Below are 18,985 nucleotides of genomic sequence, written 5' to 3' on the forward strand. Positions count from 1 at the left end.
GACGCCGATCTTCAAATCGTTTGGAAAGCAACGCCTTGCTGACGAGCCGCTTCTATCCTAACATTTTAAGGACTTGGGGCATGATGCCGAAAGTTGTGAACGGTTTTCCGACGACATCATTCTCTCGCTCTCTAATTGTGAACAGGCTTCAGATTGAGGCCCGATGGCCAAAATGATCCTGTTTCGGGGTTCACGGCAATGCGCAGTTTCAGCTCGCATATTCTGATGGCCGCAGCGATCGCAATCGCCTGGCCTGTGCTCGCCAAAGACACTGTGATGATCGAGCTTCCGGGCGGCGACGGCGCCCGTTCGGTCGGCATCATCTCCGCCAATGAGGAGGTCGAGGCGTCCGGGCCGGCGGCGATCACCGTCGGCGACGACGGCACCGTCTACATCCTCGACCAGAACAATGGCCGCGTGCTCGCCGTCGACGGCGAACGCTCGCAGGCCGATCCCGAGATCCTGCCGCTGCCGGAGAATACGGCGCCGGAGGATCTCGCCATCGTCCATAACGAACTCTACCTCTGGTCCGACGGGATCGTGCCGCTCGAGCGCGCCACCGGCGCCGATGGCCGCTCGCAGACCCTGCGCGCCATCGACGGCGGCGATGCCGACGACTACACCCGCTCGGTCTTTGCCTCGATGGGCTCGGTGCCGCCCGGCCCGCTGAACAGCATCATCGACGAGATCGGCCGCAGCACCAGCCGGCCGCAAGCCCGCCCCCCGGTGGTCCAATATGTGCCGAGCCGCGGGCTCGGCGATATCGTTGCAGAAGTCTCGGCGGCAAACGACAAGGCGGAGATCCTGCTGCGGCGCGCGAGCTCGGAGGAGAATTTCCTCTCCCTTCAGCTCACCGGGGAAAACCGCATCGGCACCGTCGAACTGCTCGACATCGACACGACGGGCAGACCCTATGCGCTGGTCGAGCTCGTGCCTGCCGACCGGCCGGAACGGACGGGCATGCTGGTGGTGCGCTTCACGCCGAACGGCGTGCTGGAGCGCGTCTACGACCTGCCGATCGAAGCCGGCACGGTCTTCTCGCGACGCTTCGTGGCAATCGGCCCGCGCGGCGACGTGCTGTTTCTGCGCTCGCAGGAAAGCCGGGCGCAGGTGCTGAAACTCGAGGGGCGCGAGCCGGGCCGCAAGCTTGCCGTCACGAGGCCGGCAAAGCCGGCAATTGCGGCCAAACCCGGAAAGGGACCTAAGGTCGCGATCCTGCCGAAATCGCGCGGCGACGTCATCGAGCGGGCGATCGGCTTCGAGACGCTGAACTGGCTGGTGACGCCGGCGGCCTATGGCAAGGATCCGGGGCCGGCTTGCGTCAACATGAACCGCCTGCGCCGGCCATTCTACCTGTTCGGCAAACGCGGCCAGACGGTGAAGGGCGTGCCCTATTGCTGGGGCTGCAAGACGCCGCTCGAGGACTTCACCGAGGGTGTCGTCGACGGCCAGACGGCCGGCAACGTCTGCACCAAGAGCGCGCCGCAATCCAATATTCTCGGCGTCGACTGCTCCGGTTTCGTCAGCGAAGCCTGGGGGCTGAAGATGCATGTCTCGACGCGGGCGATCCCGAGCATTACGAGGCGGCTCGCCGATCCCTGGTCGCTGCAGCCGGGCGACGCACTGAACCGGCCAGGTTCGCATGTGATGCTGTTCATGCGCTTCACCGAGGACCGCAAGGTGGAGGTGATGGAGGCGACGCCGAATGCCTGCAAGGGCCGCGTCTGCCGCAACACCTATTCGCTCGGAATCCTGCTGCTGCGCGGGTACCAGCCGGTGCGCTTCAAGGGGTTGGATGGCTGAAGGGGCGGCTTCAGGGCGCTGGTTTCAAGGCGAGATGCCGCTTCGCCATCGCGAGAAGTCCGCGTGCCGCGACGCTTTCGGCATATTCCCGATAGGCAGAATCCTTGCTCAGCATGCGCTCTTCGGCGCGGGCGCGCATAAGGTAGATCAGACTGACGATGGCCAGCATGCCCGCCCGCGCAAGCCCTTCCGCAAAGCCGCTGGCGATGAAGCTCGGGGCCGCAAAGAGCCACCAGGCAATGTTTTTCGAGAGATAGGCCGGATGTTTGATGAAGCGATAAGGCCCAGTAGTGATAATGCCACGGTGGGTGAGATTGGAAAATCGCGGGCCGAAGGCGATGGTGGCCCAGACATAAATCGCGGTACAGAATAGTGTCGCGAAGCTCCATAGAAAGAAGACGACCGATCCTTCTCTGATGACGATCTCCCAGCCCGGCCCTTCGTCATAAGGCACGAAGGCTTGCGAAATCATCGGAAAGAACGGTTCGTAGCAGATGAGGCAGACAAGCCAACCGAGTGCTGTCGTCTCCGTGGCCCTGACATGCCATCTGAAGAGTTTGAAAGTTGCAATATAGCCGCCGGCCGCAAGCACGACGTCGAAAAGAAATGCAAGTCGCATCAGGCCTTCGAACCAGGCCGCCGATAGCAGCGGGTACCCCCATGCCGGCTTCTCAGTGAGCTCCGCAAGACCTGTCATGCCGCCTGAGAACATGAGCACAAGAAAGAAGCATTTGATCACAACCAGCCGTAATGCGAACAGCACGTCCTCCTCGCGAAAATCCTGCATCAGCACCGCGCGCCCGACTTGGTGCAGGTAGTCATCGGGTTCCTCGGCAACGAGATCGGTGACCGTGACATAGAGAATCGTGGCGATGACTAGGGCGATTGAAATGGGGATGGTCGTGTGGCTGGCGTTGACCACCCATTTGACTGCGGAAGATTGCGTGAAAAAAGGAAAGACCGAGCAAGCAATGACGACTGCGCCAAGAAGCGCGGCTGTGCCAACCAGCTTGGTTCCGATCCGCAGCCACAAGGCCGCGGAAGTCTCGTGGCGCTTCTTTCGCGATAGCCACGCCCGATGCGCAGCCGGTAACCCGTCCGCGACGATCCACGCCAGGAGAAGACAGAATAGAGCGAGTGCCATCGCCATGCCAGGTTCAAGGTGGAGGGAGCTCGATAGCCCAATGCCGATAACACCTCCAAGAAGCGTGACCCCCTGGACGATGAGAGGGTTTCCCGTAGCGCTATCGCTGTCTCGCGGGACTGGCACGCGCTCGATTTCCTCGATCACATGGCCGGCTGGACGGCGAGCCGCGGGCGAGAGACCGAACAACGTGTCCGCGCCGCCTGCGCCGTGAGTGCCATGGCTGCTTCGGCCATTAAGGAAGAGGGTTCCTCCGGCATCGAAATCATCGCAATGTCGAGCTGGTCATAGTCGACCATGTAATAACCCGATGCCGTGCCGATGACCGCCTCAGGTCTGATTGCCAGCAGGTCCTGCGCCATCGTGCCGACGAAACTGGGGCCGCCCCAGATGTATCTGAAAGCATAGACCGGTATGCCCCCAGCTGATGTGCCGAGCCTGTGAATATCGGTCTTCAGGCGGCGGTCAGACCACGAACCGCCGGTGGAACTCGACGAACTGCTCGAACTGGAGGAGCTACTTGAGCTGGAAGAACTGCTCGAACCCGAAGAGCCGCCGCCCATGCCCCCAGAACTAGAGTTTGAACTCGAACTGGAGTCATTGCCGGAGCGGCCGAATGTGGAGTCACTGCTCCTTGCGGCCACTTTTCTGACTGTCGGCGTGGTTTTCTTGGTAGGAGTGGCGGCCCGGGCGGGCTCTTCGCTGGCGAACAGCGTCCTGCCGCCGGGGTCGAAGATGCAGCTTTGCAGAATTGCGCCTGAGCCTGCGAGAAATGTCGAGCACAGGAGAACACGGATGATGAGCTTGTTGTTCATGTAGGGCGCCCCCAGACCGCCGTTTCAGAAAAGATCGTATCTTGGATTCCGCTTTTCCCAGGTCGATTTGGCAAGCTTGACGAGCCTATCATCGAGCGACTTCGACTTGGGAATTGCCTTTTGCTCCTCAGCGGTCAGCTCGGCGGCAAAGGCGGCTTCCGCTTGCTTCTTTGCAGTGGCAGGCAGCCTCTTGAGTTCTGCCAGCGCTTGGTTCTTCGGATCGCCGCTGCCAGGCATGTTGATCGCGGTTGCCAGCGCGAAATAGCGGGCCGCGGTTGCAAGGTCGTCGGCATCCGCACCTTCTTCCTTCGCCAGCATGGCGCGGTCGAGTGCGCCCCAGTAGTCACCGCGCTCGGCGCCCATCTCCAGCCACTTCGCCGCTTCGGCCTTGTCCACGGCAACGCCAACTCCATCGCGGTACATGCGTCCAAGGTTTGTCGGAGCATAGGGCTGACCACCTGCTGCCGCGCGCGTAAAAAGCTCGATCGCTTTAGGAAGATCTTGCGGCGCGCCGTTTCCAAGTCGGTACACCAAGGCGAGATTATTGAGGGAATAGATATCATTTCGCTTAACGCCGGCCTCGTAAAAACGGATGCCGCGGCTTGGGTCGGCGGGGACGTTAATCCCGTTCAGGAAAATGTAACCGAGCTCGTTCATTGCGTAGGTGTGGCCGAGATCGGCGGCGTTCAGTATCAGCCGCAGTCCTTCTTGCTGGTTGGTTTTGGCGCCCCGGCCGTAATAGAGGGACTTGCCATAGCTGAGCAGGGCGAAGGGGTCGCCTTTTGCCGCGCCATCCTTCGCGATCTTGCTGGCCTTGGCGGCATCCCGCGGAACGGATGCGCCGAATTCGTAGAAGCTCGACAGTTCGTAGATCGCCCTGACATGGCCGGCATCCATCGCCTTCTTGATCGTCGCGAAGGCCGTCTTCGCGTCCCGGTTGGCAAGCTGGGCGCGGCCGAGCTGGTAAACGAAGCGGGCAACTTTGGGATAGGCCTTGACCGCATCATCGCAGGCAGGCAGCGCGACGGCGGGATCGATTTCATTCGGCAGCTTGCCTGCGGTGACGCCCTGCAGGTCGAGCGGTGCGGCGGCTGCGGTATCGCAGGCGTCAAGCGTCGGTTTGAAGGTGATGGTGGCGGGCTGCAGGTCGTCGTTGGCGGCTTGGAGGGTCAGCGCGAAAGACTGGTTTTCGGTGCCGATCTGCGGTTCGTAGGAAAGTGCCGGAATATCGGCTGCTTCAAGCACGTGACCGGGGCCGATCACCCGATCACCGGCACGCAGTGTGCCCTTGTCGGGCAGGGCCGCGACTTTGAAGGTCATTCCCGCAGCCGATGCTGGTACTTCAGGCAGGCGGGCTTCGACGGGGCCGACGCCGATCGTCGTGTCGACGTCGCGCGGCAGCGCCTTCAGATAGGCACCGGCATCTGCAAGCCGCGCCTGCTTCTCCTGTTCGAGCTGGGCGAGCTTGGCGCCGGCACCGGCCGAGACGGTGATGGCGACGACGCCCTGCGTCGCCTGGCCATAGGGATCGCTGACGGAATAGCCGATGAGGCCGACGGTGCCGGCGGCAACTCCCGAGGAATCATAGCTCAGCGCCGTCAGCGCCGCGGCCGGCAGCTTGGCGCCCTGCTCGACCGGCTTGCCGTCCAGACTGAGCTTGCCGGTCTGGGGAAGCTGGTTCAGGGTGACCAGCAGCGCGGAGCCGGTTTCGTCATGCGGCGGGGCGATCGGCAGCTTGGTCGCGGCTGCCCCCTCCGGTACGCTCACCTGCTGCATCGGCTCGACGCTCGGCGGCGGCGGCGCCGGGATGAAATAGAAGCTGTCCATCAGCGAGGAATTTTCCCAGGGGACCTGCTTGCCATTGGTCATGGCGATCACGTCGCGGCGCACATCAGTGAGGACCTGGCGGATTTCCTTGTTCGGCTCGCTGGCGCGTTTGATGAAGGATTCGGAATAGGGGCTGAGTGCCCCCTCGCCGTCGAGAGCGACCTGGCCCGGCTCCGTCGAGAAGGCAATCAGGCTGCCCAGATCGCTGTCGATGCGCGCCAGCCCGCGTGTCGCGCCAACCGGTTCCAGCTTTTCCGCCATCCAGAATTTTTGCGCATTGAACGGGTTGTTGCGGCAGGCATCGAGAAAGATCAGCTGCACGCGGGAATTCTGCTTGAGATGATTCAGGATGAGGTCGAGCGGCATGGTCTGCGTTTCGACGTCATAAGGTGTTTCCAGCGTGGCATCGACCGGCACGAGAAAATTCTGTCCGCCGACCTGGATGCCATGGCCGGAATAATAGATAAGGCCGGCCTCCGCATTATTGGCCGAGCGAAGGAAGCTGCGCACCGTATTCTCAAGCCCGATGCGGTCGACATTGATGCCGATCGTCACGTCGAAACCGGCCTTGCGCAGCGTGTTCGCGACTTCCTGGACGTCGTTTGCAGGATTGGGCAATGAGGGCAGCGTCTTATAAACGGAGTTGCCGACGATCAATGCAACCCGCCGGCCATCCTGGTCACCGGAGGCGGCGGCAGCGGGCTGTTCAAGCCCGAGAAAGACCAATGCCGTCAGGAAGATCAGCAGTATAGCCGCAAGGCGGTTCTTTCCGTGAAACTCGGGCATAGCTCCACCGCAGCTAGTACTGGTTGGATGATGTATTGACCGACCGAATAAAAATATTCCTGCGACTGTAAAAAAGCAAGTTGGGTGACTTCCAAGGCAATTGGAAGGCTTCCAAAAAATGTATCGTCAAGGGTCGACTCATAGTAAATCCCAACCACCGACGCTTATGTGATCGATGCAAGCAAAAACCCGTTCCGGCTCAGTCAAGGACAGAAACGGTGCCGTGGCACCGGATGTGGCCGTGGAAAGAACCGACGTCGATGGGATGGCTTCGCGGATCGCTGCTCAAAAATTCAGCAAATGCCGCGAAGTGTACACAGTAACAGGCAACCAAGGAGCGGGGGCTAGAAAAATCAAAGGCTTATAAGCTGGCACACCTCTTGCAAAGAATATGCTGAGTTGGTGGCTAGGGTTCCGGCGCTTTTCTGAAGCGCGACTGGTCCGAGAGCCACCACCGGCGGAGGAGAAATCCCGCCGGGTGCACGGCGGGACAAAAGCCCGGGAGACCTCGTAAGCCAAGGGATTGGCGGCACGATGGTCTTTGCCGATCCCTTTTGAAGAAAAGCAGAAGGGGAATTTCAATGCAGACTTTTTCGAAGATCGTTTCGACCACAGCGCTGGCGGTGTCGCTGATGCTTGGGCTTGCTTCCGTCGCGGAGGCGGAACAGAAGAGCGAATTCAAGGTGGCCTGGTCCATCTATGTCGGCTGGATGCCCTGGGGCTACGCGGCCGACCACGGCATCGTCAAAAAATGGGCCGACAAATACGGCATCAAGATCGAGGTCACGCAGTTCAACGATTACGTGGAGTCGATGAACCAGTACACGGCAGGCGCCTTCGATGCGGTGACGCTGACCAACATGGATGGCCTGTCGATCCCGGCCGCCGGCGGCGTCGACACGACGGCCGTGATCGTCGGCGACTTTTCGAACGGCAATGACGCCGTGATCCTGAAGGACAAGGCGAGCCTTGCCGATATCAAGGGCCAGAACGTCAATCTCGTCGAGTTCTCCGTCTCGCACTATCTGCTCGCCCGCGCGCTCGAAAGCATCAAGCTGACGGAGCGCGACGTGAAGGTGGTCAACACATCGGATGCCGACATGGTCGCCGCCTATAAGACGCCTGACGTCTCTGCCGTCGTTACCTGGAACCCGCTGGTTTCCACCATCCTCGAAGATCCCTCGGCCAAGAAGGTTTTCGACAGCTCTGAAGTGCCGGGCGAAATCATCGACCTGATGGTCGCCAATAGCGGCGTGCTGAAAGACAATCCGAACTTCGGCAAGGCGCTTGCCGGCATCTGGTATGAGACGGCTGCCCTGCTGCGGGCAGACACCGCCGAGGGCAAGGCCGCCCGCGAGGCCATGGGCTCGGCGTCGGGCACCGATCTCGCCGGCTTCGAAGCCCAGCTTGCCGCCACCAAGCTCTTCGACAAGCCGGCCGATGCCGTTGCCTTCACCGCTTCGCCGAATCTGCCGAAGACCATGGATCTGGTGCGCAACTTCCTCTTCGAGAAGGGACTGCTCGGCAATGGCGCGCCATCCGCCGATGTCATCGGCATCGAAATGCCGGACGGCAAGGTGCTGGGCGACGCCGGCAACGTGAAGCTGCGCTTCACCGACGCCTATATGAAGGCCGCCGCCGACAGTTCGCTCTGATCGCAAAGGGGCGCGGTCTGCTCGCGCTCCCTCCCCTTCCTCAGCGGAGCATTTCCCATGCGTTGGATCAACACGAGGCCGAGCCGGGGCGCCCAGTTCGCCTTGACGATGCCGCCCTTCGTGCTGCTTGCCCTTGCCTATGCCTTCGGCTCGGCGGCGCGACTGGCTGACAACGCCAACGACAAGCTTCTGCCGAGCCTTGCCGGCTTTGCCGACGCGATCAACCGTCTGGCCTTCGTCGCCGACCCGCGTACCGGCGAGTTTCTGCTCTGGTCGGACACGGGCGCGAGCCTCATCCGCCTGCTCTCCGGCCTTGGCATCTCGACAGCGATCGCGCTCGTTATCGGCATGCTGATCGGCATGCTGCCTTATCTCAGAGCGCTGCTTTCCCCCTTCGTCGCCGTCATCTCCATGGTGCCGCCACTGGCGCTGCTGCCGATCCTCTTTATCGTCATGGGGCTCGGCGAGACGTCGAAGATCGCGCTTATCGTCATCGGCGTCGCGCCGACGATGATCCGTGACCTGGCGCTGAAGGCGCTGGAATTGCCGCGCGAACAGATCGTCAAGGCCGAGACGCTCGGCGGCTCCTCCTGGCAGATCGGACTGCGCGTCGTGCTGCCGCAGATCCTGCCACGGCTGATCACCTGCCTCAGACTGCAGCTCGGCCCGGCCTGGCTGTTCCTGATCGCCGCCGAAGCAATCTCGTCGGATTCCGGCCTCGGTTACCGCATCTTTCTCGTCCGCCGCTATCTCTCGATGGATATCATCTTTCCCTATGTCGTCTGGATCACCCTGCTCGCCGTGGTCATGAACGCCCTGCTCGATCGCCTGCGCATCGTCGTATTCCCCTGGTCGGAGCTGGAGAAGCAGGCATGAGCGAGCTGAAGATCGAAAGGGTCTGGAAGGAATATGGCGACCAGATCGTGCTCGAAAACGTGTCCTTGACCGTCGCCTCGCGTGCCTTCGTCGCCCTTGTCGGACCATCCGGCTGCGGCAAAACCACCTTCCTGCGGATGCTGCTCGGACAGGAGCAGCCGACAAAGGGCAACATCCTGCTCGATGGCGAGCCTCTGCCGTCGGAGCCAGGCCCGGACCGCGGCGTCGTCTTCCAGCGCTATTCCGTCTTTCCGCACCTGACGGTGCTCGGCAACGTGCTGCTCGGCAAGGAATTTTCCGCGGCGCGCTACAAGGCCAGGCTCTTCGGCGCCGCACGCCGCAATGCGATCGAAGAAGCGCGACAGTTGATTGCCGAGGTAGGGCTCGCCGGTTCGGAGAACAAATATCCGGCCCAGCTTTCCGGCGGCATGCAGCAGCGCCTGGCCCTCGCCCAGGCGCTCATCATGAAGCCGAAGGTGCTGCTGCTCGATGAACCCTTCGGCGCGCTCGATCCCGGTATTCGCGCCGAGATCCACACGCTGATGAAGCGGCTCTGGCATGAAACGCAGATGACCGTCGTCATGGTCACCCATGACATGCGCGAAGCTTTCACGCTGGCCAACCGCGTCGTCGCCTTCGAACGCCGCCGCGACCGGCCGGAAGAGAAGGAGCGCTACGGCGCCACCATCACCAAGGATATTGCCATCTGGCCGCCGCGCCTTGCCGGGCAGCCATCGATCTTCAGCCCCGACCGGGACGGCCCGGTCTCTTCCCTGGGGCACAGCCGGGACGACCTGGCATCATCAGGAGAGACGCTATGATGCATGTGAGACGATCGCCCGAAGAAATTGCCGCCAATCGCGCGCGTTACGAGGAGCACCAGAAAAAGGGTCTGGAATTTGCGCCCAAGGCCCTGCCCGGTCCAAGCCCGCTGCCGGCACCGGCCATCGACGCCGCCGCCATCATCCACCAGGAGACTGTTCCGGGCGGCTGGTATTGGTCGACCAAGCTTCTGCGCGGTGAAGCAATCCGCATCGACCAGGGCGAAGAAAATTCAACCGTGGCGCTCGTCGCCTGGAACGCCGAGGATACGAGCGAGCGGATCAATCTCGTCGACACCGCCAAGGTCCAGTGGACGACCGCGCTTGGCAAGGGGCGGGTGATCTTCTCGGATATGGGACGCGTCATGTTCTCGATCATCGAGGATAGTTCCGGCGGCCATGACTGCCTGATGGGCGGCTCGACGGCGGCCTCGAATGCCGCGAAATATCCGGGCGAGAAGACACGCAACACCCGCGACAACCTGATCCTCGTCGCCGTCAAGCTCGGCCTCGACAGGCGCGATATCCCCGGCATCCTCAATCTTTTCGCGCCCGTTCGCCTGGCCGAGGCCGGAGGTTTCGGCTGGCAGGGCAAACGCTCGAACAGCGGCGATTATGTCGAACTGCGCGCTGAAATGGATATGCTGGTCGGCTTTTCCACCTGCCCGCATCCACTCGACCCGGATCCCACCTATCAGCCGAAGCCTGTCGTGATTACCCGCTACCGGGCAGCCGCCCCGGCCGCTGACGACCTTTGCCGCACGGCAACGGCCGAAGCCGTGCGCGGTTTCGAAAACAACGCCCTGATGCAGGCCTGAGGAGACGACGATGACCGATTTCATCCAGACCTCGCCTGCCCGTACTGTTCAGAATGCTGTGCAGGGTCATTTCATTCCGGCCGAAGCCCCATGGTCCGGCGTCGTGCGCAAGGGTCAGACGATCCGCATCGAAGACAGTTTTGGCCAGCAGGCGATCGACACGCTCTTCTATCGTGCCGACGATTTCGCCGAGCGCTATTCCAATCAGGATACGATGCGCATGCAGGGCGCCGCCTATATCGGCATCGGCACGAAGATCATATCGAATGAAGGCAATGTGATGCTGACCATGACGGCTGACAGCTGCGGCCGCCATGACACGTCTGCCGGCGCCTGTTCCTGCGAGAGCAATACGGTGCGCTTCGGCCATGGCACGAAATACCTGCATGCCTGCCGCGACAACTTCGTCCTCGAGGTCAGCAAACACGGCATGGGCAAGCGCGACATCGTGCCCAACATCAATTTCTTCATGAACGTGCCGATCAAGCCGAACGGCGAAATGACCATCGTCGACGGTATTTCGGCACCTGGCGACTATGTCGAACTCATCGCGGAAATGGACGTGCTCTGCGTCATTTCCAATTGCCCGCAGATCAACAACCCCTGCAACGGCTTCGATCCGACGCCGATCCGGGTGCTGATCTGGGACGGCGAGGACTGAGCATGTTCAAGAAAGTCCTGATCGCCAACCGGGGCGAAATCGCCGTGCGGGTCATCAAGACGCTGCGACGGATGGGCATTGCCTCCGTCGCGGTTTATTCCGATGCCGATCGCTTCGCCAAGCCCGCGATGATGGCGGATGAGGCGATCCGTCTCGGGCCGGCGCCGGCCAGCGAAAGCTATTTGAATGTCGACGCCGTCATTGCCGCCTGCAAGGCGACGGGGGCCGAGGCAGTGCATCCGGGCTACGGCTTCCTGTCGGAAAATATCGGTTTTGCCGAGCGACTTGCCGCCGAAGGCATCACCTTCATCGGCCCGCGGCCCGAGCACCTCTCTGCCTTTGGGCTGAAGCATACGGCCCGCGAACTCGCCAAGGCGAGCAGCGTGCCGCTGTTGCCCGGCACGAGCCTGCTTTCGAGCGCCGATGAAGCGCTCGCTGCGGCCGAAGAAATCGGCTATCCCGTGATGCTGAAAAGCACGGCCGGCGGCGGCGGCATCGGCATGCAGCTCTGTGCCGATGCCGAAAGCCTGAAGGCGTCCTTCGAAAGCGTGCAGCGTACGGCGCGGGCAAGCTTCGGCGATGCACGCGTCTATATCGAGCGTTTCGTGGCCGAGGCACGGCATGTCGAAGTGCAGATCTTCGGCAACGGCCAAGGCAAGGTCATCGCGCTCGGCGAGCGCGACTGCTCGCTGCAGCGGCGGAACCAGAAGGTGGTCGAGGAGGCCCCGGCCCCCGGACTTTCGGCCGCGACCCGCGCCCGCCTGCATAAGTCGGCCGTCGATCTTGGTGCTGTGGTTTCCTACGAATCCGCCGGCACCGTGGAATTCATCTACGATCCCCAGCGCGATGAATTCTACTTCCTTGAGGTCAACACCCGGCTGCAGGTCGAACATCCCGTCACCGAAGCTGTGTTCGGCATCGATCTCGTCCAATGGATGATCCGTCAGGCGGCCGGCGAGGACGTGCTCTCGGGCGCCGAGGCCCTGCAACCGAAGGGAGCGGCGATCGAAGTGCGTGTCTATGCCGAGATGCCGCATGCAGATTTCCGCCCGAGCGCCGGCCTGCTGACGGAGGTGTCCTTCCCGCAAGACGGGCGCATCGACGGCTGGATCGAGACCGGCACGGAGGTCACGCCCTTCTACGATCCGATGCTCGCCAAGGTGATCGTGTCAGCCGAGGACCGAACGGCGGCGATCGAAAAGCTGAAGGCGGCACTTGGCGAAACATCGATATCGGGCATCGAAACCAACCTCGACTATCTCAGGGCCATCGCCAGCTCCGAGCTTCTGGCGAGCGGCAAGGTGGCGACGACGGCGCTACGTGATTTTTCCTTCGTGCCCGATGTCATCGAGGTGATCGCGCCGGGCGCGCAATCAAGCATCCAGGAACTGCCGGGCCGGCTTGGACTCTGGCATGTCGGCGTGCCGCCGAGCGGGCCGATGGATGAGCGCTCGTTCCGCCACGCCAATCGACTCGTCGGCAATGGCGATATGGTCGCAGCACTGGAGCTGACCGTGTCCGGCCCGATGCTGAAATTCCATACCGATACGACGGTTGCCCTTGCCGGCGCCAGGATGGCGATGAGCATCGACGGCGTGAATCTGCCGCATGGCAATGCGGTGACCATCCGCGCCGGCCAGGTCCTCGCAATCGGCAGCATCGATGGACCGGGGCAGCGGGCTTACCTTGCCGTAGAAGGCGGCTTTGCCGCCCCCGTCGTGCTCGGCTCGCGTGCCACTTTCGGTCTCGGCCAGTTCGGCGGCAATGCCACCGGCACGCTGAAAACCGGGGATGTGCTACGTCTTGCCCGCCAGGCGGCCACCGAGGCGCCTAAGCCGGCAACAGAGCCTGCGGAATTGACGAGCGAATGGGACGTCGGCATCGTCTATGGTCCGCATGGCGCGCCCGATTTCTTCCAGGACTGCGATATCGAGACGCTGTTTTCGACGAGTTACGAGGTGCATTTCAATAGCGCCCGCACCGGCGTTCGGCTGATCGGTCCCGCGCCGAAATGGGCACGCAGCGATGGCGGCGAGGCTGGCCTCCATCCCTCCAACCTGCATGACAATGCCTATGCGATCGGGGCGATCGATTTTACCGGCGACATGCCGATCATTCTCGGTCCTGATGGTCCGAGCCTCGGCGGCTTCGTGTGCCCGGCGGTGATCGCACGCGACGAGCAATGGAAGATGGGGCAATTCAAGCCGGGTGATCGCATCCGCTTTCATCCCGTTGCTCGGTCCGAAGATCCGATTGCCGGTCCGGTCGTGCATCGGATGAAGGAAGAAACGGGCTCGCCTGTGATCGGCAAGCGCGACGACGGGCCGGTCTCGGTGCTCTACCGCCGCCAGGGTGATGACAGTCTGCTGGTCGAATACGGGCCGATGACGCTTGATATCGCCCTGCGGCTGAGGGTGCATCTCTTGATGCAGGCCGTTTCGCAGGCCCGATTGCCCGGCATCATCGATCTCACCCCCGGCATCCGCTCGCTGCAGATCCATTATGACGGCTCGACGCTGACGCGCAAACGCCTGCTTGGCCTGCTGGCCGAAATCGAGACGAGTCTGCCCGCGGTCCAGGACGTCACCGTGCCGAGCCGCATCGTGCATCTGCCGCTTTCCTGGAACGATCCGGATGCGGAACTTGCGATGCGCAAATATCAGGAACTCGTGCGACCGAACGCGCCCTGGTGCCCCGACAACATCGAGTTCATCCGCCGCATCAATGGGCTGGCGGACGAACAGGCGGTGCGCAATATCGTCTTCGATGCGAGCTACCTCGTGCTCGGCCTCGGTGACGTCTATCTCGGTGCGCCGGTGGCGACCCCGGTCGATCCGCGCCATCGGCTGGTGACGACGAAGTACAATCCGGCCCGCACCTGGACGCCTGAAAATGCCGTCGGCATCGGCGGGGCCTATATGTGCATTTATGGCATGGAAGGTCCTGGCGGCTACCAGCTGTTCGGTCGCACCATCCAGGTCTGGAATACCTGGCGCCAGACGCCGGTCTTTGCCAAGGGCAAGCCGTGGCTGCTCGACTTTTTCGATCAGATCCGCTTCTTCCCGGTCAGCCATCAGGAATTGGCGGAAGCCCGCAGCGCCTTTCCGCATGGCGGTTATCACGTCAAGATCGAGGAGACGGAATTTTCCTACGCCGCCTATGAGCAGGAATTGCAGGCGAATGCCGCCTCGATCGCGACCTTCAAGGCACGCCAGCAGGCCGCCTTCGACGCCGAACGCCGGCGCTGGAAGGAGGCGGGTCTCGACAGCTTCGTTACCGACGAAGGCACCGGCGAAAGTCCGGATGGGGACATTCCCCAAGGCTGCTTCGGCGTTGCAAGCGCCGTGCCCGGCAATATCTGGAAACTGCTGGTCGAGCCGGGCGCACCGGTTGCGGCCGGCGACACGCTTGCCATCATCGAATCCATGAAAATGGAAATCAACGTCACCGCACATGCGCCAGGCCGCGTCCGCGATCTGCGCGCCGGGCCCGGACGAAACGTCAAAGCGGGCGATATCATTGTTGTTCTGGAGGAGTGCTGACCCATGCTGCCGACCATTCTTGATCTGACCAGCCTTCGCGCAGCCTATGAGGCAGGCAAAAGCCCGCTCGATATTATCGAGATCGTCATTGCCCGTCGCAATGACGCGAGGGATCCCGCTATCTTCATCACGCCGGCGCCTGATGAAGCCTTGCGGGCCGAGGCACGAGCTCTGATGGAACGGGCGCCTGATCCCAACAGCCTGCCGCTTTGGGGCATTCCCTTCGCGGTGAAAGACAATATCGACGTGGCGGGACTGCCGACGACGGCTGCCTGCCCTGCCTTTTCCTATCGGCCGGAGACGGACGCAACCGTCGTTGCGAGGCTGCGGGCTGCGGGCGCGATCGTCATCGGCAAGACCAATCTCGACCAGTTCGCCACCGGTCTTAACGGCACGCGCTCGCCCTACGGAGCCCCACGCTCGGTCTTCGACAAGAACTATGTGTCGGGCGGCTCAAGCTCCGGCTCGGCCGTTGCCGTCGCCTCGGGCTTGGCGAGCTTCGCGCTCGGCACGGACACGGCCGGCTCCGGTCGCGTGCCGGCGGCTTTCAACAATCTCGTCGGCATCAAACCGACTCCGGGGCTGGTGCCGAATGTCGGGGTCGTGCCGGCCTGCCGCAGCGTCGATGTCGTCACCGTCTTTGCCCCGACGGTCGGCGACGGCGTCGCGATCCGCAAGGTGATGGAAGGTTACGATGCCGCCGATCCCTTCTCGCGCAAGGCGGTTCCAGCCAGCCTGCCAGCCTCCGGTCTGCGGGTCGGTGTGCTCGACGGTGCCGAGCGGGAATTCTTCGGCAACAGGCAAGTCGAAGCTCTCTATGACGCCGCGATCGAAAGGGCGCGCGCGCTCGGCGCCACCATCGTTCCCTTCGACTACGCGCCGTTCCGGCAGGCAGCAGAGCTGCTCTACAACGGTCCCTGGGTCGCCGAGCGGCTGGCGGCGGTGAAGGATTTTCTGGCCACGAATGGCCCAGACTTCGATCCGACGGTTCGCACCATTATCGAGGGCGCGAAAGCCTATGACGCCGTCGCCGCTTTCGAAGGCAGATACAAGCTCGAGGCGCTGCGTCAGAAGACCCTGAAGGAATGGGAAAAGGCTGATATCCTGATGCTGCCGACCTCGCCGACCACCTACACGGTCGACGAGATGATGGCGGATCCGATTGTGAAAAACGGCCATTTCGGCCGGTACACCAACTTCGCCAATCTTCTCGGCTGCGCCGCGATCGCCGTTCCAGTCGGCTTCGACGCCGACGGTCATCTCCCGGCCGGCGTGACTCTGATTGGTCCGGCCTTTACCGATGACGCTCTCGGCCCCTTCGCCGATGCCATGCACCGTGCTGCGAACGCCGGCATGGGCAAGGACCGCCTCTCGGCAATTCCCGAAGCGATCCGCGTGCCGTCGGAAGATGACGGCTTGGTGCCGATTGTCGTCGTCGGGGCGCATCTGAGCGGCATGCCTCTCAACCACGAACTGACGCGACCGGGCGGCAGGCGCCTCAAATCCTGCCGTACTGCACCGGATTACCGCCTCTTCGTTCTGCCGGGCACCGTCCCGCCGAAGCCAGGCCTGATCCGTGAACCCGGTTTTGACGGCAAGGGTCTTGAAGTCGAGGTGTGGAAAGTCACTCCGGAGGCTTTCGGGCGCTTTGTCCAGAACATCCCGGCCCCGCTCGGCATCGGCAAGGTAACGCTCGATGACGGTTCTCAAATTCCCGGTTTTCTCTGCGAGGCTCATGCCATCGAAGGCGCGCTCGAAATCACGGAATTGGGGGGCTGGCGCGCCTACGTCTCAGATCAAATGAAAAAAGCATGAAGCATCGTCTCAAAAAAATCCTGCTGGCGATACTTGCGGGCCTTGACGCACGAAGTGCTTCAAGGCGGTTCGGCCACCGCAGGATTTCATGACAAGTCGGGGCCGAGACGATATCGCATTTGCTATAATTTTTGCTTCGACGCCTGAGGACGGTCGCGAACAAGAAGTTCGCTGCATTATGGACAAAGGCCAGCCGCTGCAGTTGCGGCGGCCATCGCTGTCCCATTGTCGCAGACGACCTGCAAGATTTCAGGTGCCTCGCGCGCTCGGCTCTCCGGTTGTTGCAAACACCGCGCTCGCATCGCTGACCATCACCACGTGGGAATAAGCTGCCTGTGCGGCAGCGATGCCGTCCGCCCGCATGACTGCCATCACGATCCGGCCGTGTTCTTCGTAGGACTTTGCCAAGCGGCCCGGCAGACGAAACTGCGCCCGTCGAAATGGGGCGAGCCGTGCCCGTGTCTGCGTCACCATCTCCAAGATGTGATCATTATGCGCCCCGCGATAAAGGCGGGTGTGGAATTCCGTGTTATGCACCGAATACTCCTCTTCCGCGCCGGCATGCACGAGCCTCATTGATGCCTTATGCTCCAACTCCAGCGTGCGCCGCTCATCGACGGTCATACGCTCGGCCGAGAGCCTGGCGCAGATCGCTTCGAGTTCAGCCATGGCCTCGAACATCGAATGCAGATAAGTTTCGGTGACGGTGGTGACGACGGCGCTGCGGTTCGGCTCCCGGTCGACAAGCCCCATCGCCCCGAGTTCACGGAGCGCCTCGCGCACCGGTGTGCGCGACACTTCGAAACGAGCAGCCAGCGAGACCTCATCAAGCTTCTCGCCCGGCAGCATCTGTCCGGTCACGATCATGTCCGCGATCGCACGTACCATCTGCTCGACGGTCGTCCCTGCTCTGATGATTTCTCTGCGCCTGGCTTGCTTCAAGGAATGATTCTACACCGTTCTGATTGCATACACATGCCCGCTCAAGCGGGCAAAGTCAAACATCAGTTTATATGATTGATGTACCTAGCAAAAATGTATTCTGCACTATCGGATTCCCAGCACCTTTCAGTCAAACGAGGCAGATGTCGGGCGATTTTATAGGCTGTGCATATTTTTTCATCTAATTTTAAGATGAAATTGCATGCACTTCTCGGACACCGGCCGGAACCCTCACAATTTCACACATAGAATCAATACACTAAAATCTGGCATGGCCATTGCATACACTTTTCTGTAACCAATCGAAAACGGCAAAACCGCCATCAGGGGAGCATTCCGATGACCAGACTCCTTTCCATGAAACGACGTCATTTTCTTCAGGCTTCCGCCGCCGCCACTCTCGTCGGCGCGGCGCCCGGTCTCCTCTCCTCCCGCGCGCTCGCGCAGGCGGCCCTGACCGTCGGCTTCGTCTATGTCGGTCCCAAGGATGACTATGGCTACAACCAGGCGCATGCAGAGGGTGCTGCCGCCGTCAAGGCGGTGCCCGGCGTCACCGTCGTCGAGGAAGAGAACGTGCCCGAGACGGTGGACGTTCAGAAGACGATGGAATCGATGATCAATCTCGATGGCGCCACCCTGCTCTTCCCGACCTCCTTCGGCTATTTCGATCCGCATATGCTGGCCATGGCCGCCAAATATCCCGATATCCAGTTCCGCCATTGCGGCGGGCTCTGGCAGGAGGGCAAGCATCCGGCCAATACCGGCTCCTATTTCGGTTATATTTTCCAGGGGCAGTATCTGAACGGCATCGCGGCCGGCCATGCAACGAAGAGCAAGAAGATCGGTTTTGTCGCCGCCAAGCCGATCCCGCAGGTGCTGCAGAACATCAATGCCTTCCTGCTCGGCGCACGCGCAGTCGATCCGACCATTACCTGCCAGGTGATTTTCACCGGCGAATGGTCGCTTGCGGTCAAGGAGGCGGAAGCCACCAACGCGCTGGTCGATCAGGGCGCGGACGTCATCACCTGCCATGTCGACAGTCCAAAGGTGGTCGTCGAAACCGCCGCCGGCCGCGGCGCCTTCGTCTGCGGCTACCACGCCAATCAGAGCCCGCTTGCGCCGGAGAAATACCTCACGGGCGCCGAATGGGCCTGGGGGAATGTCTATAGCGACTTCGTCAAGAAGGCCCAGGCCGGCGAAAAGCTCGGCAATTTCGTGCGTGGCGGCCTGAAGGACGGTTTCGTCAAGATGAGCGCGCTCGGCCCCGGCGTTTCCGAGGCGGGCCGCAAGGCATTCGAGGCGACGCATGCCGAAATGATGAAGGGCGGCTTCTCGGTCTTCAAGGGGCCGCTGAAGGATAACAAGGGCAACACCGTCGTCACGGCCGACAAGAGCTACGCGGAAGACGCAATCGAGCTCGAAAGCATGAACTATCTGGTCGAGGGTGTCGTCGGGTCGACGGCGTAAACCGCGTGAGGGA

13 protein-coding genes and 1 riboswitch are annotated in these 18,985 nt (G+C 61.9%); of the genes, 9 read left to right on the forward strand and 4 right to left on the reverse strand.

Annotation, left to right across the window (positions count from 1 at the left end; all coding sequences use genetic code 11):
- The first annotated feature begins 198 nt into the window (after window positions 1–198).
- Window positions 199–1,803, forward strand: coding sequence for an NHL repeat-containing protein (locus PH551_RS25590; RefSeq protein WP_285195524.1), 1,605 nt, complete (start codon window positions 199–201; stop codon window positions 1,801–1,803).
- 10 nt (window positions 1,804–1,813) lie between these two features.
- Here PH551_RS25590 and PH551_RS25595 read toward each other — a convergent pair whose 3' ends face one another.
- From PH551_RS25595 to PH551_RS25605, 3 genes are read right to left on the reverse strand one after another with little or no spacing between them, the layout of a single operon-like run.
- The gene (locus PH551_RS25595; RefSeq protein WP_285195525.1) at window positions 1,814–3,073 is read right to left on the reverse strand and encodes a methyltransferase family protein; all 1,260 of its coding nucleotides are present in this window, start codon (window positions 3,071–3,073) and stop codon (window positions 1,814–1,816) included.
- Window positions 3,074–3,090: 17 nt separating this feature from the next.
- On the reverse strand, window positions 3,091–3,762 hold the full coding sequence (locus PH551_RS25600) for a tail fiber domain-containing protein (RefSeq protein WP_285195526.1): 672 nt from the start codon (window positions 3,760–3,762) through the stop codon (window positions 3,091–3,093).
- 24 nt (window positions 3,763–3,786) lie between these two features.
- A complete protein-coding gene (locus PH551_RS25605; protein WP_285195527.1) occupies window positions 3,787–6,375 on the reverse strand; it encodes a caspase family protein in 2,589 nt (862 codons plus the stop codon).
- 395 nt (window positions 6,376–6,770) lie between these two features.
- A riboswitch (guanidine-I (ykkC/yxkD leader) is annotated at window positions 6,771–6,882 on the forward strand.
- 74 nt (window positions 6,883–6,956) lie between these two features.
- Between PH551_RS25605 and PH551_RS25610 the strand changes: the two genes are divergently transcribed.
- From PH551_RS25610 to atzF, 7 genes are read left to right on the forward strand one after another with little or no spacing between them, the layout of a single operon-like run.
- Window positions 6,957–8,030 (forward strand): putative urea ABC transporter substrate-binding protein, encoded by a 1,074-nt coding sequence (locus PH551_RS25610; protein ID WP_285195528.1) that lies wholly within the window; start codon window positions 6,957–6,959, stop codon window positions 8,028–8,030.
- Window positions 8,031–8,087: 57 nt separating this feature from the next.
- The gene (locus PH551_RS25615) at window positions 8,088–8,906 is read left to right on the forward strand and encodes an ABC transporter permease (RefSeq protein ID WP_285195529.1); all 819 of its coding nucleotides are present in this window, start codon (window positions 8,088–8,090) and stop codon (window positions 8,904–8,906) included.
- Entirely contained in the window at window positions 8,903–9,727 is an 825-nt protein-coding gene (locus PH551_RS25620; protein WP_285195530.1) for an ABC transporter ATP-binding protein, read from the forward strand. The genes PH551_RS25615 and PH551_RS25620 overlap by 4 nt, the downstream gene beginning before the upstream one ends.
- Window positions 9,724–10,545, forward strand: coding sequence for an urea amidolyase associated protein UAAP1 (locus tag PH551_RS25625; protein ID WP_285195531.1), 822 nt, complete (start codon window positions 9,724–9,726; stop codon window positions 10,543–10,545). Before PH551_RS25620 ends, PH551_RS25625 begins: the two co-directional genes overlap by 4 nt.
- A gap of 10 nt (window positions 10,546–10,555) precedes the next feature.
- Window positions 10,556–11,206, forward strand: a complete 651-nt coding sequence (locus tag PH551_RS25630; protein WP_285195532.1) for an urea amidolyase associated protein UAAP2 — start codon at window positions 10,556–10,558, stop codon at window positions 11,204–11,206.
- 2 nt (window positions 11,207–11,208) lie between these two features.
- Window positions 11,209–14,748, forward strand: a complete 3,540-nt coding sequence (gene uca, locus PH551_RS25635; protein WP_285195533.1) for an urea carboxylase — start codon at window positions 11,209–11,211, stop codon at window positions 14,746–14,748.
- Between the two features lie 3 nt (window positions 14,749–14,751).
- A complete protein-coding gene (gene atzF / locus PH551_RS25640) occupies window positions 14,752–16,563 on the forward strand; it encodes an allophanate hydrolase (RefSeq protein WP_285195534.1) in 1,812 nt (603 codons plus the stop codon).
- A gap of 249 nt (window positions 16,564–16,812) precedes the next feature.
- On the opposite strand, the gene PH551_RS25645 is transcribed toward atzF, so the two are convergent.
- Window positions 16,813–17,505, reverse strand: coding sequence for a GntR family transcriptional regulator (locus PH551_RS25645; RefSeq protein WP_285195535.1), 693 nt, complete (start codon window positions 17,503–17,505; stop codon window positions 16,813–16,815).
- Window positions 17,506–17,844: 339 nt separating this feature from the next.
- Here PH551_RS25645 and PH551_RS25650 point away from each other — a divergent pair, with 339 nt between their 5' ends.
- Window positions 17,845–18,972 (forward strand): BMP family ABC transporter substrate-binding protein, encoded by a 1,128-nt coding sequence (locus PH551_RS25650; RefSeq protein ID WP_285195536.1) that lies wholly within the window; start codon window positions 17,845–17,847, stop codon window positions 18,970–18,972.
- Window positions 18,973–18,985: the final 13 nt, after the last annotated feature.

Source organism: Rhizobium atlanticum, assembly GCF_030182485.1.
GTDB lineage: Bacteria > Pseudomonadota > Alphaproteobacteria > Rhizobiales > Rhizobiaceae > Rhizobium.

Coding starts and splice junctions, on each gene's coding strand:
- PH551_RS25590 (WP_285195524.1), top strand. CDS start 199: ATGCGCAGTTTCAGCTCGCATATTCTGATGGCCGCAGCGATCGCAATC.
- PH551_RS25600 (WP_285195526.1), bottom strand. CDS start 3,762: ATGAACAACAAGCTCATCATCCGTGTTCTCCTGTGCTCGACATTTCTC.
- PH551_RS25605 (WP_285195527.1), bottom strand. CDS start 6,375: ATGCCCGAGTTTCACGGAAAGAACCGCCTTGCGGCTATACTGCTGATC.
- PH551_RS25610 (WP_285195528.1), top strand. CDS start 6,957: ATGCAGACTTTTTCGAAGATCGTTTCGACCACAGCGCTGGCGGTGTCG.
- PH551_RS25615 (WP_285195529.1), top strand. CDS start 8,088: ATGCGTTGGATCAACACGAGGCCGAGCCGGGGCGCCCAGTTCGCCTTG.
- PH551_RS25620 (WP_285195530.1), top strand. CDS start 8,903: ATGAGCGAGCTGAAGATCGAAAGGGTCTGGAAGGAATATGGCGACCAG.
- PH551_RS25625 (WP_285195531.1), top strand. CDS start 9,724: ATGATGCATGTGAGACGATCGCCCGAAGAAATTGCCGCCAATCGCGCG.
- PH551_RS25630 (WP_285195532.1), top strand. CDS start 10,556: ATGACCGATTTCATCCAGACCTCGCCTGCCCGTACTGTTCAGAATGCT.
- uca (WP_285195533.1), top strand. CDS start 11,209: ATGTTCAAGAAAGTCCTGATCGCCAACCGGGGCGAAATCGCCGTGCGG.
- atzF (WP_285195534.1), top strand. CDS start 14,752: ATGCTGCCGACCATTCTTGATCTGACCAGCCTTCGCGCAGCCTATGAG.
- PH551_RS25650 (WP_285195536.1), top strand. CDS start 17,845: ATGACCAGACTCCTTTCCATGAAACGACGTCATTTTCTTCAGGCTTCC.